At 74.0% G+C, this 17,606-nt stretch carries 14 protein-coding genes; 7 read left to right on the forward strand and 7 right to left on the reverse strand.

All coding sequences use genetic code 11. From position 1 onward, the window contains the following. Positions 1–188: 188 nt before the first annotated feature. A complete protein-coding gene (gene secA / locus FB455_RS25205) occupies positions 189–3,089 on the reverse strand; it encodes a preprotein translocase subunit SecA (protein WP_013284217.1) in 2,901 nt (966 codons plus the stop codon). 169 nt (positions 3,090–3,258) lie between these two features. On the opposite strand from secA, the gene FB455_RS25210 reads away from it, so the two are divergent. Both FB455_RS25210 and FB455_RS25215 read left to right on the forward strand, forming a co-directional pair. Beyond that, the gene (locus FB455_RS25210; RefSeq protein WP_013284216.1) at positions 3,259–4,416 is read left to right on the forward strand and encodes a GNAT family N-acetyltransferase; all 1,158 of its coding nucleotides are present in this window, start codon (positions 3,259–3,261) and stop codon (positions 4,414–4,416) included. After that, positions 4,413–5,519, forward strand: coding sequence for a GNAT family N-acetyltransferase (locus tag FB455_RS25215; protein WP_145755093.1), 1,107 nt, complete (start codon positions 4,413–4,415; stop codon positions 5,517–5,519). Before FB455_RS25210 ends, FB455_RS25215 begins: the two co-directional genes overlap by 4 nt. A 42-nt stretch (positions 5,520–5,561) precedes the next feature. Here FB455_RS25215 and hpf read toward each other — a convergent pair whose 3' ends face one another. From hpf to mtrA, 5 genes are all read right to left on the reverse strand, one after another. Then, positions 5,562–6,206, reverse strand: coding sequence for a ribosome hibernation-promoting factor, HPF/YfiA family (gene hpf, locus FB455_RS25220; protein WP_013474120.1), 645 nt, complete (start codon positions 6,204–6,206; stop codon positions 5,562–5,564). A gap of 249 nt (positions 6,207–6,455) precedes the next feature. After that, positions 6,456–7,160, reverse strand: a complete 705-nt coding sequence (locus FB455_RS25225; protein ID WP_114919502.1) for a ComF family protein — start codon at positions 7,158–7,160, stop codon at positions 6,456–6,458. A gap of 7 nt (positions 7,161–7,167) precedes the next feature. Then, the gene (locus tag FB455_RS25230) at positions 7,168–8,967 is read right to left on the reverse strand and encodes an LpqB family beta-propeller domain-containing protein (RefSeq protein ID WP_145755094.1); all 1,800 of its coding nucleotides are present in this window, start codon (positions 8,965–8,967) and stop codon (positions 7,168–7,170) included. Then, entirely contained in the window at positions 8,964–10,718 is a 1,755-nt protein-coding gene (gene mtrB, locus FB455_RS25235) for an MtrAB system histidine kinase MtrB (protein WP_186466436.1), read from the reverse strand. Before mtrB ends, FB455_RS25230 begins: the two co-directional genes overlap by 4 nt. Before the next feature lie 13 nt (positions 10,719–10,731). Next, positions 10,732–11,421, reverse strand: coding sequence for an MtrAB system response regulator MtrA (gene mtrA, locus FB455_RS25240; RefSeq protein WP_013284210.1), 690 nt, complete (start codon positions 11,419–11,421; stop codon positions 10,732–10,734). 215 nt (positions 11,422–11,636) lie between these two features. Here mtrA and FB455_RS25245 point away from each other — a divergent pair, with 215 nt between their 5' ends. The 5 genes from FB455_RS25245 to FB455_RS25265 are packed head-to-tail and all read left to right on the forward strand — an operon-like array spanning position 11,637 to position 16,666. Further along, the gene (locus tag FB455_RS25245) at positions 11,637–12,482 is read left to right on the forward strand and encodes a hypothetical protein (RefSeq protein WP_145755095.1); all 846 of its coding nucleotides are present in this window, start codon (positions 11,637–11,639) and stop codon (positions 12,480–12,482) included. Further along, positions 12,479–13,087 (forward strand): DUF4129 domain-containing protein, encoded by a 609-nt coding sequence (locus FB455_RS25250; protein ID WP_145755096.1) that lies wholly within the window; start codon positions 12,479–12,481, stop codon positions 13,085–13,087. Before FB455_RS25245 ends, FB455_RS25250 begins: the two co-directional genes overlap by 4 nt. Further along, a complete protein-coding gene (locus FB455_RS25255; RefSeq protein ID WP_145755097.1) occupies positions 13,084–14,385 on the forward strand; it encodes a DUF4350 domain-containing protein in 1,302 nt (433 codons plus the stop codon). The genes FB455_RS25250 and FB455_RS25255 overlap by 4 nt, the downstream gene beginning before the upstream one ends. Beyond that, a complete protein-coding gene (locus FB455_RS25260; protein WP_013284206.1) occupies positions 14,382–15,359 on the forward strand; it encodes an AAA family ATPase in 978 nt (325 codons plus the stop codon). Before FB455_RS25255 ends, FB455_RS25260 begins: the two co-directional genes overlap by 4 nt. Then, positions 15,356–16,666, forward strand: a complete 1,311-nt coding sequence (locus tag FB455_RS25265; protein WP_013474115.1) for a DUF58 domain-containing protein — start codon at positions 15,356–15,358, stop codon at positions 16,664–16,666. Before FB455_RS25260 ends, FB455_RS25265 begins: the two co-directional genes overlap by 4 nt. Here the strand turns inward: FB455_RS25265 and FB455_RS25270 are convergent. Next, positions 16,644–17,597: a stage II sporulation protein M gene (locus tag FB455_RS25270; RefSeq protein ID WP_013284204.1), complete on the reverse strand. Its 954-nt coding sequence runs from the start codon at positions 17,595–17,597 to the stop codon at positions 16,644–16,646. The genes FB455_RS25265 and FB455_RS25270 overlap by 23 nt on opposite strands. Positions 17,598–17,606: the final 9 nt, after the last annotated feature.

The following is a 17,606-nucleotide window of genomic DNA, read 5'->3' on the forward strand; positions in this document are numbered from 1 at the left end:
TCACCCGCTGCCTCAAGCGCTACATCGCCCGACAGCTCTACCGCACCATCACCACCCACCACCAAACCCCTTGACAACCCCACTCACAGATCGACCGAGTGAGGGCGCGAGGGAGGACGGGAGGGAGGACGGGAGGACGGCGACGGGCCCCGGCCTTGGTGGCCGGGGCCCGTCGTGGGTGTTCGGGGTCAGTTGCCGCCGTTGGGCGAGCCGTGGCAGCGCTTGTACTTGCGGCCCGAGCCACACGGGCAGGGCGCGTTACGGGACGGGCCCTCGCCACCGTCGACCTGGCCCGGCGCGGCCCGCCGGGCGGTGCTGGCGGCCACAGCCTGGCCGCTCGCCCCGGCCGGAGCACGGCGCGGCGTGGTGGCGGCCGGGCGCTCCGAGGACTGCTGGCCGATGCCGAGCGCCGGCGCCTGCTGCTCGGGCCGCTCGATCACCGGGGCACCCCGGCCGGCCTCGCCGTCCACGGCGGGCGCGGAGTATTGCAGGCCCTGCTGCTGCGGCGCGCGGTTGAGACCCTTGGCCCGGATCTCCACCGGCTTCTCCAGCAGCTGCACCTCCTCGGCCTCCGGCTCCGCCTCCTCGACCTGGACGTCCAGGTTGTAGAGGAAGCCGACCGTCTCCTCCTTGATGCCGTCCATCATGGAGGCGAACATGTCGAAGCCCTCGCGCTGGTACTCGATGACCGGGTCGCGCTGGGCGTACGCCCGCAGGCTGATGCCCTCCTGCAGGTAGTCCATCTCGTAGAGGTGCTCGCGCCACTTACGGTCGATCACCTGGAGCAGGACCATGCGCTCGAGCTGACGCACCGCCTCCTCGCCGAGGCTCTCCTCACGCCTGTCGTACGCGGCGTGCGCGTCCTCCTTGAGGCGGGCGAGCAGGAAGTCCTGGTCGATGCCCGAGCGGGAACCGACCTCCTCCTCCAGCTCCTCGACGGTGATCCCCACCGGGTAGAGCTGCTTCAGGCTCGACCAGAGCTGGTCGAGGTCCCAGTCCTCGGCGTAGCCGTCGCTCGTCGCGCCGACCACGTACGCGGTCACCACGTCGTCGATCATGTTGCGGACCTGGTCGGACAGGTCCTCGCCGTTGAGCACCCGGAGGCGCTCGGCGTAGATCACCTGGCGCTGCTTGTTCAGCACCTCGTCGTACTTGAGGACGTTCTTGCGGATCTCGGCGTTCTGGCCCTCGATCTGGGCCTGGGCGCTCCTGATCTGGCGGGTGACCATCTTCGACTCGATGGGCACGTCCTCCGGGATGTTGAAGCGGTCCATCACGGCCTCGACCGCGCCGGCCCGGAAGCGCTTCATCAGCTCGTCCTGGAGCGACAGGTAGAAGCGGGACTCGCCCGGGTCACCCTGCCGGCCGGCGCGACCGCGCAGCTGGTTGTCGATCCGGCGGGACTCGTGCCGCTCGGTGCCCAGCACGTAGAGCCCACCGGCGGCGGCGACCTCCTCCGCCTCGACGTCGCACGCCTGCTTCCAGGTCGGGAGGATCTCCTCCATCGCCTTGGCGTACTCCTCCGGCTGCTCGACCGGGTCGAGCCCGCGCTGGCGCAGCTCGTTCGCGGCGAGGAACTCGGGGTTGCCGCCGAGCAGGATGTCCGTACCGCGGCCGGCCATGTTGGTGGCGACGGTGACCGCGCCCTTGCGCCCGGCCTGCGCGACGATCTCCGCCTCCTTGGCGTGGAACTTCGCGTTCAGCACCGAGTGCGGGATGCCGCGGCGGCGCAGCATGTGCGACAGGATCTCGGAGTTCTCCACCGAGACGGTGCCGACCAGCACCGGCTGGCCCTGCACGTGCCGCTCGGCGATGTCCTCGACGACGGCGTTGAACTTGGCCTTCTCGGTCTTGTAGATGACGTCGGGCCGGTCGAGCCGGACCATCGGCCGGTGCGTCGGGATGGTCACGACGCCGACCTTGTAGACCTTGTTGAACTCGCCCGCCTCGGTCTGGGCGGTACCGGTCATGCCGGAGAGCTTCTCGTAGAGGCGGAAGTAGTTCTGGAGGGTGATGGTGGCGAGCGTCTGGTTCTCCTGCTTGATCTCCACCCCCTCCTTGGCCTCGATCGCCTGGTGCATGCCCTCGTTGTAGCGGCGGCCGTGCAGGATGCGGCCGGTGAACTCGTCGACGATCAGGACCTCACCGTCGTTGACGATGTAGTCCTTGTCGCGCTTGTAGAGCTCCTTGGCCTTGATCGCATTGTTCAGGTAGCCGACCAGCGGGGTGTTCACCGACTCGTACAGGTTGTCGATGCCCAGGCGGTCCTCCACCTTGGCCACGCCGCGCTCGGTGATCGCGATGGTGCGCTTGGCGTAGTCGACCTCGTAGTCGCCCTCGCCGTCGGTGCCGGGCTGGAGCCGGGCCACCACGGCGGCGAACTCCTGGTACCACCGGGCGGAGTGCTCGGCCGGACCGGAGATGATCAGCGGGGTACGCGCCTCGTCGATCAGGATCGAGTCGACCTCGTCGACCACGGCGAAGAAGTGGCCGCGCTGGACCAGCTCGTCCTTCGACCAGGCCATGTTGTCGCGCAGGTAGTCGAAGCCGAACTCGTTGTTGGTGCCGTAGGTGATGTCGCACTCGTAGGCCGCGCGGTGCTCGCTGGCGGGCCGGTTGGGCAGCACCACGCCGACCTGCAGGCCGAGGAACTCGTGGACGCGGCCCATCCAGGCGGCGTCGCGCTCGGCCAGGTAGTCGTTCACCGTGATCACGTGCACGCCCTTGCCGGCGAGCGCGTTCAGGTAGACCGGCATGACCGAGGTGAGCGTCTTGCCCTCACCCGTCTTCATCTCGGCGATGTTGCCGAAGTGCAGCGCCGCGCCACCCATCACCTGGACGTCGTAGGGGCGCTGGCCGAGCACCCGCGAGGCGGCTTCCCGGCACACCGCGAACGCCTCGGGCAGCAGGTCGTCGAGGGTCTCGCCATCCTCGAGCCGCTCCTTGAACTGGTCGGTCATGGCGCGCAGCTCGTCGTCGCTGAGGTTGACGTAGTCGTCCTCGATCGAGTTGACGGCGGCAGCGATGGCCTTCAGCCGACGCACCATGCGGCCCTCGCCGGCGCGAAGGAACTTTTCCAGAATCGACACGGATCAACGCTCCCCTAGACGGTCTCGAACCATCGTAGGCGCTCCGACGCGACGATGGTCACTGGTGGCGGCGGTCCGGGCTCCGGAACCCGACATAACGCCGCGACCGTGCGCCACCGGCCGCTAATCGGGTTACGCCGTGCGCGAACGATCCGGCACGATGGCTCGAATGGAGCCTGTGGAGATCATCGAGGACGGCCTGCTGCTGCGCCCGTGGCGCGCGGAGGACGCCGACGCGGTGCACCGTGCCTGCCAGGATCCGGACATCCAGCGCTGGACCACCGTACCTCGCCCGTACCTGCCGGAGCACGCGAGCGAGTACGTCACCACGATCAGCGCCACCGCCTGGGCCGAGGGCACCGGTGCGCTCTTCGCGGTCTGCGACGCCGGCACCGGTGAGCTGCTCGCCTCGTTCGGCCTGGTCTCCGTCGACCGCGCGCGGGAGTCGGCCGAGGTGGGCTACTGGACCGCGCCGTGGGCCCGGGGCCGGGGCGTCGCGGTCCGCGCCACCCGCGCGCTCGCCCGCTGGGCGTTCGACGCGCTCAAGTTGCGTCGGCTCACCTGGCAGGCCGAGATCGGCAACCACGCCTCCCGGCTGGTCGCGCTGCGCGCCGGCTTCCGGATCGAGGGTGAGCTGCGGCTTGCCGACCCCAGCCCCGGCGGCCGGCCCGAGGGCTGGATCGGCTCGCTGCTCCCCGGGGAGGTCGCCGCCGCCGGCGACCCGGTCCCCTACGGCCCGGACACGCTCCAGGCCCGCCGCGCGGCGGTCTTCGGCCGGCCGCAGCCGGTCCTGTTCGCCACCGCAGGCGACACCGAACTGCGGCTGCGCGCGCTGGAGGAACGCGACCTGGCCGCGGTGACCCGCACCTGCCAGGACGAGCAGACGATCCGCTGGACCACGGTGCCGCACCCGTACCGGCCGGAGCACGCCGAGGGCTTCCTGCGCGACCTGGTGCGCCCGGCCTGGGCGCGGGGAACGGCAGTGACGTTCGCCGTGGCCGATCCGGACGACCGCTACGTCGCGTCGATCGACCTACGCCTGCTGCCGAACGACCCGCTGGTGGCCGACGTGGGCTACATGACCGCGCCGCACGCCCGCGGCCGGGGCTACCTGCCGGCCGCGCTCGCCGCGGTGTGCGCCTGGGGTTTCACCACGCTCGGCCTGGCCCGGATCGAGTGGCGGGCGAACGTGGGCAACACCGCCTCGCGGCGGGCCGCCGAGAAGGCCGGGTTCACCGTCGAGGGCACGCTGCGTGGCGGCGTCCAGCACCGCGGCGAGCGGCAGGACGCGTGGATCGGCGGCCTGCTGCCGGGCGACCTGGCATGACGCCGGAGACGATCGAGGGGTACGGCGTACGGCTGCGGCCGTGCCACCTCGCGGACGTGCCCGAGATGGTGGCCGGGTGCGCCGATCCGGAGATCCGCCGGTTCATGCCCCTGCTGCCCGACCCGTACGACTCCGGCGCCGCCCGCTGGTGGGTCACCGAGGGCGCGCCCGCGGCGTGGGCGGCGGGCGGTGCGGCGTACACGATCGCCGACCCGGCCACCGACCGGCTGCTCGGCAGCATCGGGCTGACCCGGCTCAGCGCGGAGCGGGCGACGTACGAGATCGGTTACTGGGTGGGAGCGGCGGCGCGCGGCCGGGGCGTGGCCACCGCCGCCACCCGGCTGCTGACCGAACGGGCGTTCGCCGCCGGGGCGGCCCGGTTGGAGTTGCTCACCCGCACGGAGAACGTGGCGAGCCAGCGCATCGCGCTCGCCTGCGGTTACCGGCACGAGGGCGTACGCCGGGCGGCGGGCGCGGACGGCGACGGCGTACGCCAGGATCTGATCGCCTGGGTGCGGCTGGCCGACGACCCGCCCGGGCCGCTCGCCCGGTTGCTGCCGGACCTGCCGGACGGCCGGCTCACCGACGGCGTGGTGACGCTGCGCCCGGTGGAGCCGGCGGACACGGACGCGCTGTACCGGCTGCACTCGCTGCCGGAGGTGGTGGCGAACCGGGTGCCGCCGGTGGCGCCGGAGCGGGCGGCGCTCGCGCGCCGTTGCCGGCTGGCGGCGAGCCGCTGGCTCGCCGGAGAGGCCGCCGACCTGGCGATCGTCGACGCGGTCACCGGCGCTGTCGTCGGCGGCTGCGCGCTGTTCTACGACGAGCCGGCCACCGGGCAGGCCATGATCGGCTACAGCCTGCTGCCCGAGGCGCGCGGGCGCGGGCTGGCGGCCCGGACGGTCCGGCTGGTCGCGGGGTGGGCGTTCGGCATCGGGGTGGCCCGGCTCTGGGCCGGCACGCGGCCGGACAACATCGCCTCGCAGCGGGTGCTGGAACGGGCCGGCTTCCGGCGGGAGGGTCTGTTGCGCGGCCGGCTGCCCGGCCCGGACGGCGCCCGTGTCGACTCGGTGGTCTACGGCCGGCTGGCCACCGACGAGAACTGAGTACGGGCCCCCGCACGGGGCCCGTACTCACCGGTCAAGGGGTCACGTGTCGAGCTGGATGATCCCGTAGTCGTACGCGTGCCGCCGGTAGACCACGCTCGGGCGGCCGGACTCCTTGTCCTGGAACAGGTAGAAGTCGTGGCCGACCAGTTCCATCTGGAACAGCGCGTCGTCGACGGTCATCGGTTCGGCGGGGTGGACCTTCGCCCGGGCGATGTGCCACGGCTGGTCGTCGGGTTCGGTGTGGCCGCTCTCGTCGGGGCGTTCCGCGACCGCTGTGGCGGTGCCGTGGCCGTCGAGCGCCGCCAGTCCGGGCCCGTCGAGGTCGGCAACCGGCAGGCCGGCGGTCGCGGCGGCCACGGAGATCGGCGCATGCCGTCCGCGGTGTACCCGGCGACGGTCCGCCGCGCGGCGGAATCGCGTGTCCAGCTTGGCGATGGCGGCGTCGAGCGCGCTGTAGAAGTCGTTCGTGCAGGCCTCGGCCCGGATCACCGGGCCGCGCGTCACGCACGTGATCTCCACCCGCTGGCAGGTGTCCGCCTGGCGTGGATTGCGCTCGTGGAACAACTCGACGTCCACGCGAATGAGCTTCTGGTCGTAGCGTTCGATCTTCGCGAGCTTCTCGGCTACGTGCACCCGGTAATGGTCCGGCACTTCGACGTTACGGCCCTTGACCACGATGTCCACGTGACCTCCCTTGTTCGGACGGTCGTTCGGTCCGGATCATCCGGTCGACGCACCCGGGAGGGCCCCGCTCGGCGTCGACCGGTGTTGTTCGGCTACGCCTCCTTCCAGTGCCGGGGGAAGGTTTGACCCTCACTACCCCCGACACCGAAACGCTAACTCCTGTACGGCCAACCGTCACCCCTGGTTGCCGAAGGCGGTCGCGAAATTTAACAGCTCATACACCATGGGGTGAAACGGATACACGAAGCGTCACCGACGGTGCCGCTTTTGCGTTGCGGCGAGCACGGCCGCGGCCTTTGGCGTCATTCCCGCGCGGTGCAACATCCGGCTCACCGCCGCCAGCGTGGCGCCGGTGGTGACGATGTCGTCGAGCAGCACGACCGTCTCCCCCGGCCGGTGGCCGGCCGGCGGGCGGCGCAACCGGAACGCCTCCTCGGCCGCGGCGGCCCGCCCGGCGCTGTCCAGCGCCACCGAGTCGGTCCGGGGCAGCGCCCGCAGCGGGCGCAGCACGCGTACCGGCCAGCCGGCCGCGCGTAACCGGGCCGCCGCCGGCCGGACGAGCCGGTCGAGGTGGTCGCCGTAGCGGGCCCGGGCGGCGCGAGCGGTGTCGGGCACCGCCACGAGCGTGACCGGGCCGGGTTGCCCTGCCGCCACCGCGACCACCTCGGCGAGCAGCGCGCCCAACGGCCGGGCCAGCCCGTGCCGGCCCCGTTCCTTGTACGCCAGCAGACCCTCGCGCAGCGCGCCGCCGTACGGGCCGAGCGCGACGCAGGGCGGCAGGCCGGGCGGAGCCGGATCGGGCCGGGCAGGTGCGGGACGCAGCGACTCCAGCTCCCGCACGCAGCCGGGGCAGAAGCCGTGCCGCAGCCGTACCGATCCCGCGCCGCAGCCCGCGCACCCGGCGGGCAGCACCAGGTCGGTCAGGTCCGACCAGAGCCCGCCCAGGTCACGCACGGACGGCTCAGTAGAGGAAGAACGGCGCGGTCGGGTTGGTCGCCCGGCTGCCCGACGGAACGTCAAGCACCTGCTCCCGCTTCACGTAGTCGAACGGGTTGTTCCGCCAGGCCGCGCCGTCCGTCTCGAACATGAACGAGAACGCGGCCAGGCCGCGGTCGCCGCCGCCCGGATAACCGGCGAGCTGGGTCACCGGGGCGCCGATCTCCACCGCCAGCGGGGTCTCCCAGGCACCGTCGACGCTGAGCTGGTGGATCGCCGAACGCCGGTCCGCCTCGTTGCCGGCGAGCGCCAGCTCGTTCTCCGCCACCCAGTCCACCACCGTCACGCCGGTGAGCAGCGTGGTCACCCGGCGGGGCTGTCCGAGGCTGACCACGCCACCGTCGACGCTCACCGCGGCGACGAAGACCGCGCCGCCGGAGGCCAGCGCGATCCGGTGGCCGTCGAGGGAACCGGCCACAGCCGTCACCGGCCCGGGAACGGACAGCGGGATCTCGCTCATCCGGCCCGCGCCGTCGAACCGGTAGAGCCGGCCGTCCGCCGCCACCAGACCGGCCGGGCGGACCTTGTTCAGCGACCGCAGCCAGGTGGGACGGCTCATCGCCCGGAACGTACGGTCGCCGGGGCTGAGCATCGCGACCGGTTCCGGACCGGTGCCCACCTTGAGCCGCCTGCGGTTGTCCGACCCGGTCACCACGAGCGCGGCGAGCACCTGGTCGTCGGCGCGGGCGAGCGACGCGGAGACCACGTTGCGGTTCTCCGCGGGCGGCAGCGGAACGGCGGCACGCGACTCGTTGCCGAACGCCAGGGGGCGGACGGCGCCGTCGTAGACGGCGAACCGCATCGGATCGCCGCCGCGTGGATAGGCGGCGGTGGAGACGCGCTCCCGCCGCAGGTCGACGGTGAGCCGCTTCTGGTTCTGGATCTTCAGGTCGACCTGGCCGTCGAGGTCCGACAGCGACCATGCCAGCTGGGTGCCGAGCCGGGTCAGCCGCTGCTCGTTGGCGCCCGGCATGTTCAGGTTTATCTCCCAGTGGCCGTCGGCGCCGGTCGCATTGTTGATCAGCTGGGTGCCGTCGGGCAGCCCGGTCACGCCGGGGGCCAGCCAGTCCGACGGGCGGTCGGCCAGCCACTTCATCACCTCGGTGATCCGGCGCTCGGTCGGCGCCGACGAGGGCAGGTAGCGCTGGTCCGGCACCAGCCGGGTCAGGTCGGTGTTCCAGAAGTAGACGGTGCGGGGACGGTAGTACTCGCGCATCGCCGAGTCGCTGGCCAGCAGCACGTTCGGCAGCTCGGTGATCAGCAGGCCGGTACCGGCCTGCTCGGCCCGGCGCAGCTCGAAGGCGTACTGCGTCTCGCTCGCCACCGGCGGGCCGAGCGTGCCGTCGGCGCGCAGCACGCCCACCTGCTGCACCTTGAGCGTCACGGTGCTGGTGCCCTGGTTGTTGGGCGGCGTGCTCTCCGGCTTCTCCCGCAGCCGCACCACTGTCAGTTCGACCTCGCTGGTCTGCGGCTTGCCGGGAAGCAGGTCGCGGGCCTCCGCGGCGAGGAACTTCCGGGCCCGGGCGTACGCCTGGTCGCGTTCCCCTGCCGCGGCGGCCCGCAGGTAGTTCTCGATGAAGGGCACCGGCTCGCTGCTGTCGGCCGGCTCGGGCGGCCGGGCCGGGCTGCCGTTGAGCGCCCCGGACTCGGCGGCCGGCACCGAGCCGTCCACCTGCACGTCCGTCTGGTCCGGGATGCCGCATCCGGCGAGCGCGGCCGGCAGCAGCGCGCCGGTCAGCAGCAGGGCCAGGACGCGGCGGTTCACGGCCGCGCCTCCGCGTGGTCGCCCCCGCCGGCCGGTCCGGCGGTCAGCGCCGCGACACCGCCGCCGGGCCCGACGGCGGGCAGCCCGCCGTCGCGGGGGCCGCCGAACGGCACCGTGGCGTCGGCCGGTACCAGCCGCAGCGGGGAGGTGGTGAGCCGGTCCCCGGCCCGGGCCGGCAGGGTGAGCCGGAACTGGGCACCCTGCCCCGGCGCGCCCCACGCCTCCAGCCAGCCGCCGTGCAGGCGGGCGTCCTCCAGGCTGATCGACAGGCCCAGCCCGGTGCCGCCGGTCTGCCGGGCGCGCGACGGGTCGGCCCGCCAGAAGCGGTTGAACACCAGCTTCTCCTCCCCCGGCTTGAGGCCGACCCCGTGGTCCCGCACGGTGATCGCCACCGCGCTCTGGTCCTGGCCCAGGGTGATCCGTACCGGCTTGGCCTCGCCGTGCTCGACCGCGTTGCCGACCAGGTTGCGCAGCACCCGCTCGACCCGGCGCGGGTCGACCTCGGCGATCACCGGAGTGTCCGGCAGGTCCAGCTCGATGGTCACCCCGACCCGCTCGGCCAGCCCGGCCAGCCGCTCGGTCACCCGGTGCACCACCGGCACCAGGTCGGTCGGCTCGCTGTCCAGCACCGCGAAGCCGGCGTCGAACCGGCTGATCTCCAGCAGGTCGGTGAGCAGTTCCTCGAACCGGTCCAGCTCGGCCTGGAGCAGCTCGGCGCTGCGGGCCACCGCCGGGTCGAACTCGTCGCGCTCGGCGAAGATCAGGTCGGCTGCCATCCGTACCGTCGTCAGCGGTGTCCGCAGCTCGTGCGAGACGTCTGAGGTGAACCGGCGTTGCAGCCGGGACATCTCCTCCAGCCGGAGGATCTGCCGTTGCAGGTTCGTCGCCATCTGGTTGAACGAGGCGGCCAGCAGGGCGAGGTCGTCCTCGCCGGAGACCACCATGCGCTGGTCGAGCAGGCCGGCGGAGAGCCGCTGCGCGGTGCGCGCGGCCACCCGTACCGGCGTCACCACCAGGCGGGTGACAAGGGCGGCCAGCAGGCCGAGCAGCAGCACCAGCGCGACGCCGGTGGCGACCACCGTGGCGCGGGCGTCGGCCGCCGTCGCGTCCTGCCGCGCCAGGGGTACGAGGTAGTAGAGCTCGACCTGCCCGAACTTGGTGGGCACCGGGGAGCCGTAGACCAGGTATTTCGTCCGCTCGCCGCCGAGCGAGCCGGTACGGATCTGGTGTGCGACCTTGCCGGAGGCGACTGTGGCCCGCAGCTCGTCGCCGATCACCGCGCCCACCGGCACGTCGGGCGTCGTACGCGGCTCGATGAACTCGGCGAAGTTGTCGGCGGTGATCGCCACCACCACGCCGCTGGTCTGGGTGGGGTCTCCGCCGGCCAGGTAGTTGACGGTGCCGTCGATGGTGTTCTGGAGCTGCGCCTCCTGCGGCTGGCTGTAGAGGTTGAACTGCTTGGCCGCGTACTCGCTGCCGTTGCTCAACCGCAGCCGCACGTCGGTCTCGGCGTTCTCCAGCAGGATGCTCGTGATCTTGTCGGCGATCAGATAGGCGAAACCGCCCACCAGCAGGCTCGACGCCACCAGCGTGATGGTGACCACACGGACCTGGAGCGACCGCCGCCACGCCTGGTGCACCGCGGCCACCAGCCGGGCGACCCGGCCGGTCAGGGCGAGCCAGATCGCCCGCACGGCGTGGAGCCGGCGGGGCGCGGCGGTCGGCGGGTCGGGCAGCGGGGTGGTCACCACAGTGCTGACCAGGCTATCCGGTACCCGCCTTGTAGCCCACGCCCCGCACGGTGAGGATGATTTCGGGTCGCTCCGGATCCGGCTCGATCTTGGCGCGCAGCCGCTGGACGTGCACGTTGACCAGGCGGGTGTCCGCCGCGTGGCGGTAGCCCCAGACCTGCTCCAGCAGCACCTCGCGGGTGAAGACCTGACGCGGCTTGCGGGCGAGCGCGACCAGCAGGTCGAACTCCAGCGGCGTCAGCTTCACCTCCTCGCCGTCGCGGCTGACCGTGTGGGCCGGCACGTCGATGGTGATCTGGTTGCCGGGCGGGCCGATGGTCAGCATCTCCGGCGCCACGTCCTCGCCGCGGCGCAGCCGGGCCCGCATCCGGGCCACCAGCTCCTTGGGCTTGAACGGCTTGACCACGTAGTCGTCGGCGCCGGACTCCAGCCCGAGCACCACGTCGACTGTGTCGCTCTTGGCGGTCAGCATCACGATCGGCACGCCGGACTCGCCCCGGATGGCGCGGGCCACGTCGATGCCGCTCATGCCCGGCAGCATCAGGTCGAGCAGGACGATGTCGGGTCGGTTGTCGCGGAACGCGGCCAGCGCCCGTTCGCCGTCCGCGACGAAGGACGGCACGAAGCCCTCGCTGCGCAGCACGATGCCGAGCATCTCGGCGAGGGCGGGGTCGTCGTCGACCACGAGTACCCGGGCTCTCATGGGGTTTATCGTTCCATCCCCGTTCGTCTGGAGTGTTCGGCGTCTCCACGAGACCGTAGCGCCGAGCGGCCCCGCGCACCACAGCAAGTCGGCGTGGCCGCCCAGCGTGGCGCGCCGGGGCGGACGGGTCCACCGGATGCGGACCCGCCGTGCAACCATGATCCCCCGGGCGTCGCCCCGCCCGCCACCTCCGCTCGCCCCGCCCAGGAGTACGCGTGCCCGACGCCGGCCCGACCGCGGTGCTGCCGCGCCGTCCGCTGACCGTCGGCGAGCTGCTCGACGCGGCCGTGCTGCTGCTGCGCGACCAGGCCCGGGTGCTCGTCCCGCTCGCCCTGCTGCTGGCCCTCGCCGAACAGGCGGTGCTCCACCCGCTGCGGATGCTCGCCGGGACCGAACCGCCGTTCTGGTGGCCGGCGGAGTTCGGCGACTCCCTCCCCGCGTACTGGCTGCTGCTGGCGGCCGGCGCGGGCACCGAGGCCGCGATCGTCGCGCTGCTCGGCGCCCCTGCGGCTCGCGGCGCGGGCGCGGCGCTTCTGGGGCGCCGTCCCGCACCGTCGGAGCTGCTGCGCGGCGCCCGGCTCGGCGCGGCACTGCCGGCCGCCGTCCTGGTCGGGCTGACCGTCACCGCCGCCGGGCTGACCGGGCCGGGCTGGTTCCCGGCGTACGCGCTGCTCGGCCTGGTGGTGCCGGTCCTGGTGCTGGACGGGGTGCCCGCGCACCTGGCGCCCTGGCGGGCGCTACGCCTGGCCGGCCGGGTCAGCGCGCGGGCCGCCGCGATACGGCTGCTGGGCTACCTGGGCTGGTGGCTGATCCGGCTCGGCATCGGGCTGGGTCTCTACCAGGGCCTCACCATGCTGGGCCTGTTCGACGTCTCGGCCTGGGCGCTGCCGGTGACGATCGCCGCCTTCACCGCTGTGAACGCGCTGGCGTACCCGGCGCTCGCCTGCCTGGACGCGGTGCTGCACCTGGAGACCCGGATCCGCACCGAAGGGCTGGACATCCGGCTCTCCCGCGCGCCGGCCGACGTGCCCGAGCCGGTCCTGCTGGCGGCGCACCGGTGAGCCGGTGGTGGACCGAGACGGTCGCGGCCCTCGGTGACGTGGTGCCGCTGCCGCTGGTCGCGCTGATCCTGCTGGCGGTCGCGCTGCTGGCGGCGCTGGGCTGGTACTTCTTCCCGGCCTGGGTGCCCCGCCGGCTGCCCCGGTTCAGTCTCCCCCGGTGGCGGCGTCCACGGCTGCCCCGGTTCCGCCTACCCCGGTTCCGGCTGCCCCGGTTCCGGCGGCGCAGCCGGAAGCGCACCGAACCGCCGCCGGTACGCCTGCCCGCGCCCCGGCTGCCGGAACCGGCGGCGGCCGGGCTCGGGCCGGCCGACCGGCTGGCGGCCGAGGGCCGGTACGCCGAGGCGGTCCGGGAGCGCCTGCGCGAGATGGTCCGGCTGCTGGTCGTCCGGCAGGTGGTGGAACCCCGCCCCGGGCTCACCGTCGTCGAGCTGACCGAGGCGGCGGCCCGTAACCGGCCGCAGGTCCGGCCGACGCTGCACGCGGCCGGGGCGATCTTCTCCGACCTCTGGTACGCCCAGCGTCCCGCGACCGCCGCGCACGACCGGCGGATGCGTGAACTCGCCACCGACCTGAGCCGCGAGCTGACCGGGGAGGAGCCGCGGTGACGGCCACAGTCGTACCGGAGACCGTGACGGCGGCGGCCACGGCGGCGCCGCGCCGGCGTCCGTACCGGTTGATCGTCCCGCTCGGGCTCGCAGTGCTGTTGATCGTGACCACGCTCGTGCTGCGCGCGGTCGACCGGCCCGACGCCGACGAGCCCGGTTTCCTGTCCCCGGTCGCCACCGACGACGACGGCGCCAGCCGGCTCGCCGAGGCGCTGCGGACGCAGGGCGTGCCGGTACGCCGGGAGACGGATCTGGCGGCGGCGCTGCGTACCGCCGGGGCCGGGCCGAGCACGCTGTTCGTGCCCGCGCCCGGCCTGGTGCACCCGGACCTGCTCGACGGGCTGACCACCCTGCCGCCCGGCAGCCGGCTGGTGCTCGTCGAGCCGTCCCGGCGGGTGCTCGCCGAGTTGGACACCCCTGTCGAACCGGCCGGCGGGCGCTGGGCCGCCCGCGCGGTGCCGCCGGACGCCGACGGCACGCCCTGCCCGCTGCCCGAGGCGGTCCGGGCCGGCACGGCGGCGATCGACCTCCAGCGGTACGCCGGACCGGCCGAGGTGGACCACTGCTACGGCGGCGCGCTGCTGCGCGTCCCCAGCCGGGTCGAGGTGGTGCTGGCCGGCGCCAGCGACCCGTTCCGCAACGACCGGATCGGCGAGTGGGGCAACGAGGCCCTCGCCACCGGCCTGCTCGGCGGCGACCGCCCGCTGGTCTGGCTCGACCTGCCCGAGCCGGCGTCGGCCCCGACCGGTCCGAGCTGGTCCCCGGAGCCGTTCACCGAGGAGCCCGCCCCGGCCGGCAGCGGCAGGTCGGAACGGCCCGACCCGCCCGACCGCGCCGACCCGCCGCGGGAGAACCCGCTCTGGGGCGCCTTCCCGCAGTGGTTCTGGGCCCTCCTGGTGCAGCTCGCCCTGGCCGGCCTGCTCGTGGTGCTCTGGCGGGCCCGCCGGCTCGGGCCGCCGGTGTCGGAGCCGCTGCCGGTGACCGTCCGGTCCGCCGAGACGGTACGCGGCCGGGCGCGGCTCTACCGCCGGGCGGGCGCCCGGGACACCGTCGCCGCGACGCTGCGCGACGCCGCGCTGGACCGGCTGACGACCCGGCTCAACCTGCCCCCGGGCACGCCCGACGACGAGGTGGCCGCCCGGGTCGCCGAGCGCGCCGGCGCCGACCCGGAACGGGTGGCCGACCTGCTCTACGGCCCCGCCCCGGAGAAGGACCGCGAGCTGCTGGAGCTGGCCCGCGAACTGGACGTCCTGACCCGTACCCTGGCCCCGCATCCCAGCGAAGGAGACACCCGGTGACCGGACCCGTCACGACCACCGCCCCGTCCGGCGCCCGCGCCGCCCTGCACCGGCTGCGCGCCGAGGTCGCCAAGGCCGTCGTCGGGCAGGACGCCGTGGTGACCGGCCTGGTGATCGCCCTGCTCTGCCGGGGGCACGTGCTGCTGGAGGGCGTACCGGGAGTGGCCAAGACGCTGCTGGTGCGGACGCTGGCGGCCGCGCTCGACCTGGACGCCAAGCGGGTGCAGTTCACCCCCGACCTGATGCCGGGCGACGTCACCGGCTCGCTGATCTTCGACCAGCGCACCGCCGCGTTCACGTTCCGGGAGGGGCCGGTCTTCACCAACCTGCTGCTCGCCGACGAGATCAACCGCACCCCGCCCAAGACGCAGTCGGCGCTGCTGGAGGTGATGGAGGAGCGGCAGGTCTCCGTCGAGGGCGAGCGCCGTCCGCTGCCCGACCCGTTCATCGTCGCGGCCACCCAGAACCCGGTCGAGTACGAGGGCACCTACCCGCTGCCCGAGGCGCAGCTCGACCGTTTCCTGCTCAAGCTGACTGTGCCGCTGCCGGAGCGCGAGGAGGAGCTGGGCGTGCTGCGGGCGCACCACGCCGGCTTCGACCCGCGCGACCTGCGTGCCGCGGGCGTACGCCCGGTGGCCGACGCGTCGGACCTGGCCGCCGCCCGGGCCGAGGTGCGGATGGTGCACGTGGCCGAGCCGGTGCTCGGCTACATCGTGGACCTGTGCCGGGGCACCCGGTCCGCTCCGGCGCTGGAGCTGGGCGCGTCCCCCCGGGGCGCCACCGCGCTGCTCAACGCCGCCAAGGCGTGGTCCTGGCTGGCCGGCCGCGACCACGTCACCCCGGACGACGTCAAGGCGGTCGCCCGGCCCACGCTGCGGCACCGGCTGCGTCCGCGTCCGGAGGCGGAACTGGAGGGCGTGACTGTGGACGCCGTGCTGGACTCGGTGCTGGCCACCGTGCCGACGCCGCGATGACCTGGCGGGCGGGTCTGCTGCTCGGCGCGGGCGCGCTGACCCTGCCGGCCTGGCCGGCGCCGTTCCTCGGCGTCGCCGTGCTGACCGCGACGGTGCTGCTGCTGGTGCTGCTCGACCGGGCGATGGCGGTCCCGCCGGACGCGCTCACGGTGACCCGGTCCGGGGAGCGGACGGTCCGCCTCGGCGGCACCGCCACCGTCACGCTGCACCTGGCCAACCCCACCGATCGCACGCTCCACGCCCAGGTACGCGACGCCTGGGTGCCGTCGGCCGGGGCGCGCCCGGACGTGCCGCCGGACCGCCTGCTCACCGTGCCGCCCGGTGGCACCGCCACGCTGCCGGTCCGGCTCACCCCGACCCGGCGCGGCGACCGGCCGGCGGTGGCGCTGACCGTACGCTCGCTCGGGCCGATGCGCCTGGGTGCCCGGCAGCGCGCCGGGCAACCCGCCACGCCACAGTGGACGCTGCGGGTGCTGCCACGCTTCGACTCCCGCCGGCACCTGCCGGAGAAGCTGGCCCGGCTGCGGGTCATCGACGGCGTGCAGGTGACACGGGGGCGCGGTCACGGCACCGAGTTCGACACGCTGCGCGAGTACGCGGTGGGCGACGACGTCCGCTCGATCGACTGGCGGGGCAGCGCCCGCCGCGCCGACGTGCTGGTGCGCACCTGGCGCCCGGAGCGGGACCGGCGGCTGGTCTGCGTCCTGGACACCGGCCGCACCTCGGCGGTACGCCTCGGCGACGAGCCGCGGCTGGACACCGCCATCGACGCGGCGCTGCTGCTCACCGCGCTCGCCGCCCGGGCCGGTGACCGGGTGGACCTGCTGGCGGCGGACACGGAGATCCGGGCCCGGGTGACCGGCAGCGGCCGTCCGGCGCTGCTCGCCCGGCTGGTCGACGCGGTGGCGCCGTTGCAGCCCGCGCTGGCCGAGACCGACTTCGAGCTGATCGCCGCCGAGGTGCTGCGCCGGGAGCGGCAGCGCAGCCTGGTGGTGCTGTTCACCGCGCTGGAGGCGGGCGCGATCGGCGACGGGCTGCTGCCGGTGCTGCCCCGGCTGGCGACCCGGCACCGGGTGGTGCTGGCCGCGGCCGGCGACCCGGTGCTGAACCGGCTCGCCACTGCCACCCCGGCCGGCCCGGACGACCCGTACGCGGCCGCGTCGGCGTGGCGGGCGCTGGCCGAACGGGACCGGGTACGCGCCGCCCTGTCGCGCTACGGCGTGACTGTGGTGGACGTACCGGGGCACCGGCTGGCCCCGGCCGTCGCCGACACCTATCTGCGGCTCAAGTCTCTCGGCCAGCTCTGACCGCGCGCCGGCCGAGCACCAGCGCGTACGCCAGGAAGGCCAGCCACACCGCGGCGCCGGCGGCCACCCGCAGCGGGATCGGCACCGGCGCCGGGGTCACGAACGCCTCGATCAGCGCGGAGACCGCGAAGAGGCCGACCAGGCCGGCGGCGACCACGACGGCGAGCCGTCCCGCCTCGGCGACCGCGCGGCCGCGCCCGAGGTGCGCGGGCGGAGCGATCCAGGCCCAGGCGGTCCGCAGTCCGACCCCGGCGGCGACGAAGATGCCGGTCAGCTCCAGCAGCCCGTGCGGGGTGATCATGCCGAAGAAGACGTCCGCCCGGCCGTAGGAGATCATCACGCCGCCGACCACGCCGATGTTCAGCGCGTTCTGCCACAGCAGCCAGAGCACCGGCACCACGAGGACGCCGGCGGCCAGGCACTGGGCGGCCAGCCAGGCGTTGTGCGTCCACAGGTGGAACGCGAACGTGGGCGCGGCGAACTCGGTGTAGTAGCCGGCGAATCCGGAGTCCACGAGCTGCCGGGCCGCCTCGGGGCCGACGAACGCGGCGGCGGTGTCCGGGTTACCGGCGACGAACCAGATGAGGAAGGCGCTCAGGGCGCTGAACGCCGTGGCCACGCCGCACCACCACGGCCAGGCCCGGTAGAGGGCGGCGGGCAGGTCGGCGGCCAGGAACCGGCCCACCGCCGCCCAGGACAGCCGGGGGCGGCCGGTGACCCGGGCCCGGGCGGCGAGGACCAGGTGGGACAGGCGGTTCACCAGCGTCGGCTCGGGTGCCCGGGCGCGCAGCGCGGAGAGGTGTGTGGCGCTGCGCTGGTAGAGCGCCACCAGTTCGTCGACCTCGGCCGCGTCGAGGCGACGCCGGCCGGTCAGGTGTTCCAGCCGCCGCCATTCGGCGCCGTGCTCGGCCACGTACGCGTCGAGATCCACTCACCCTCC

The organism is Micromonospora sp. CNZ296, assembly GCF_007827635.1.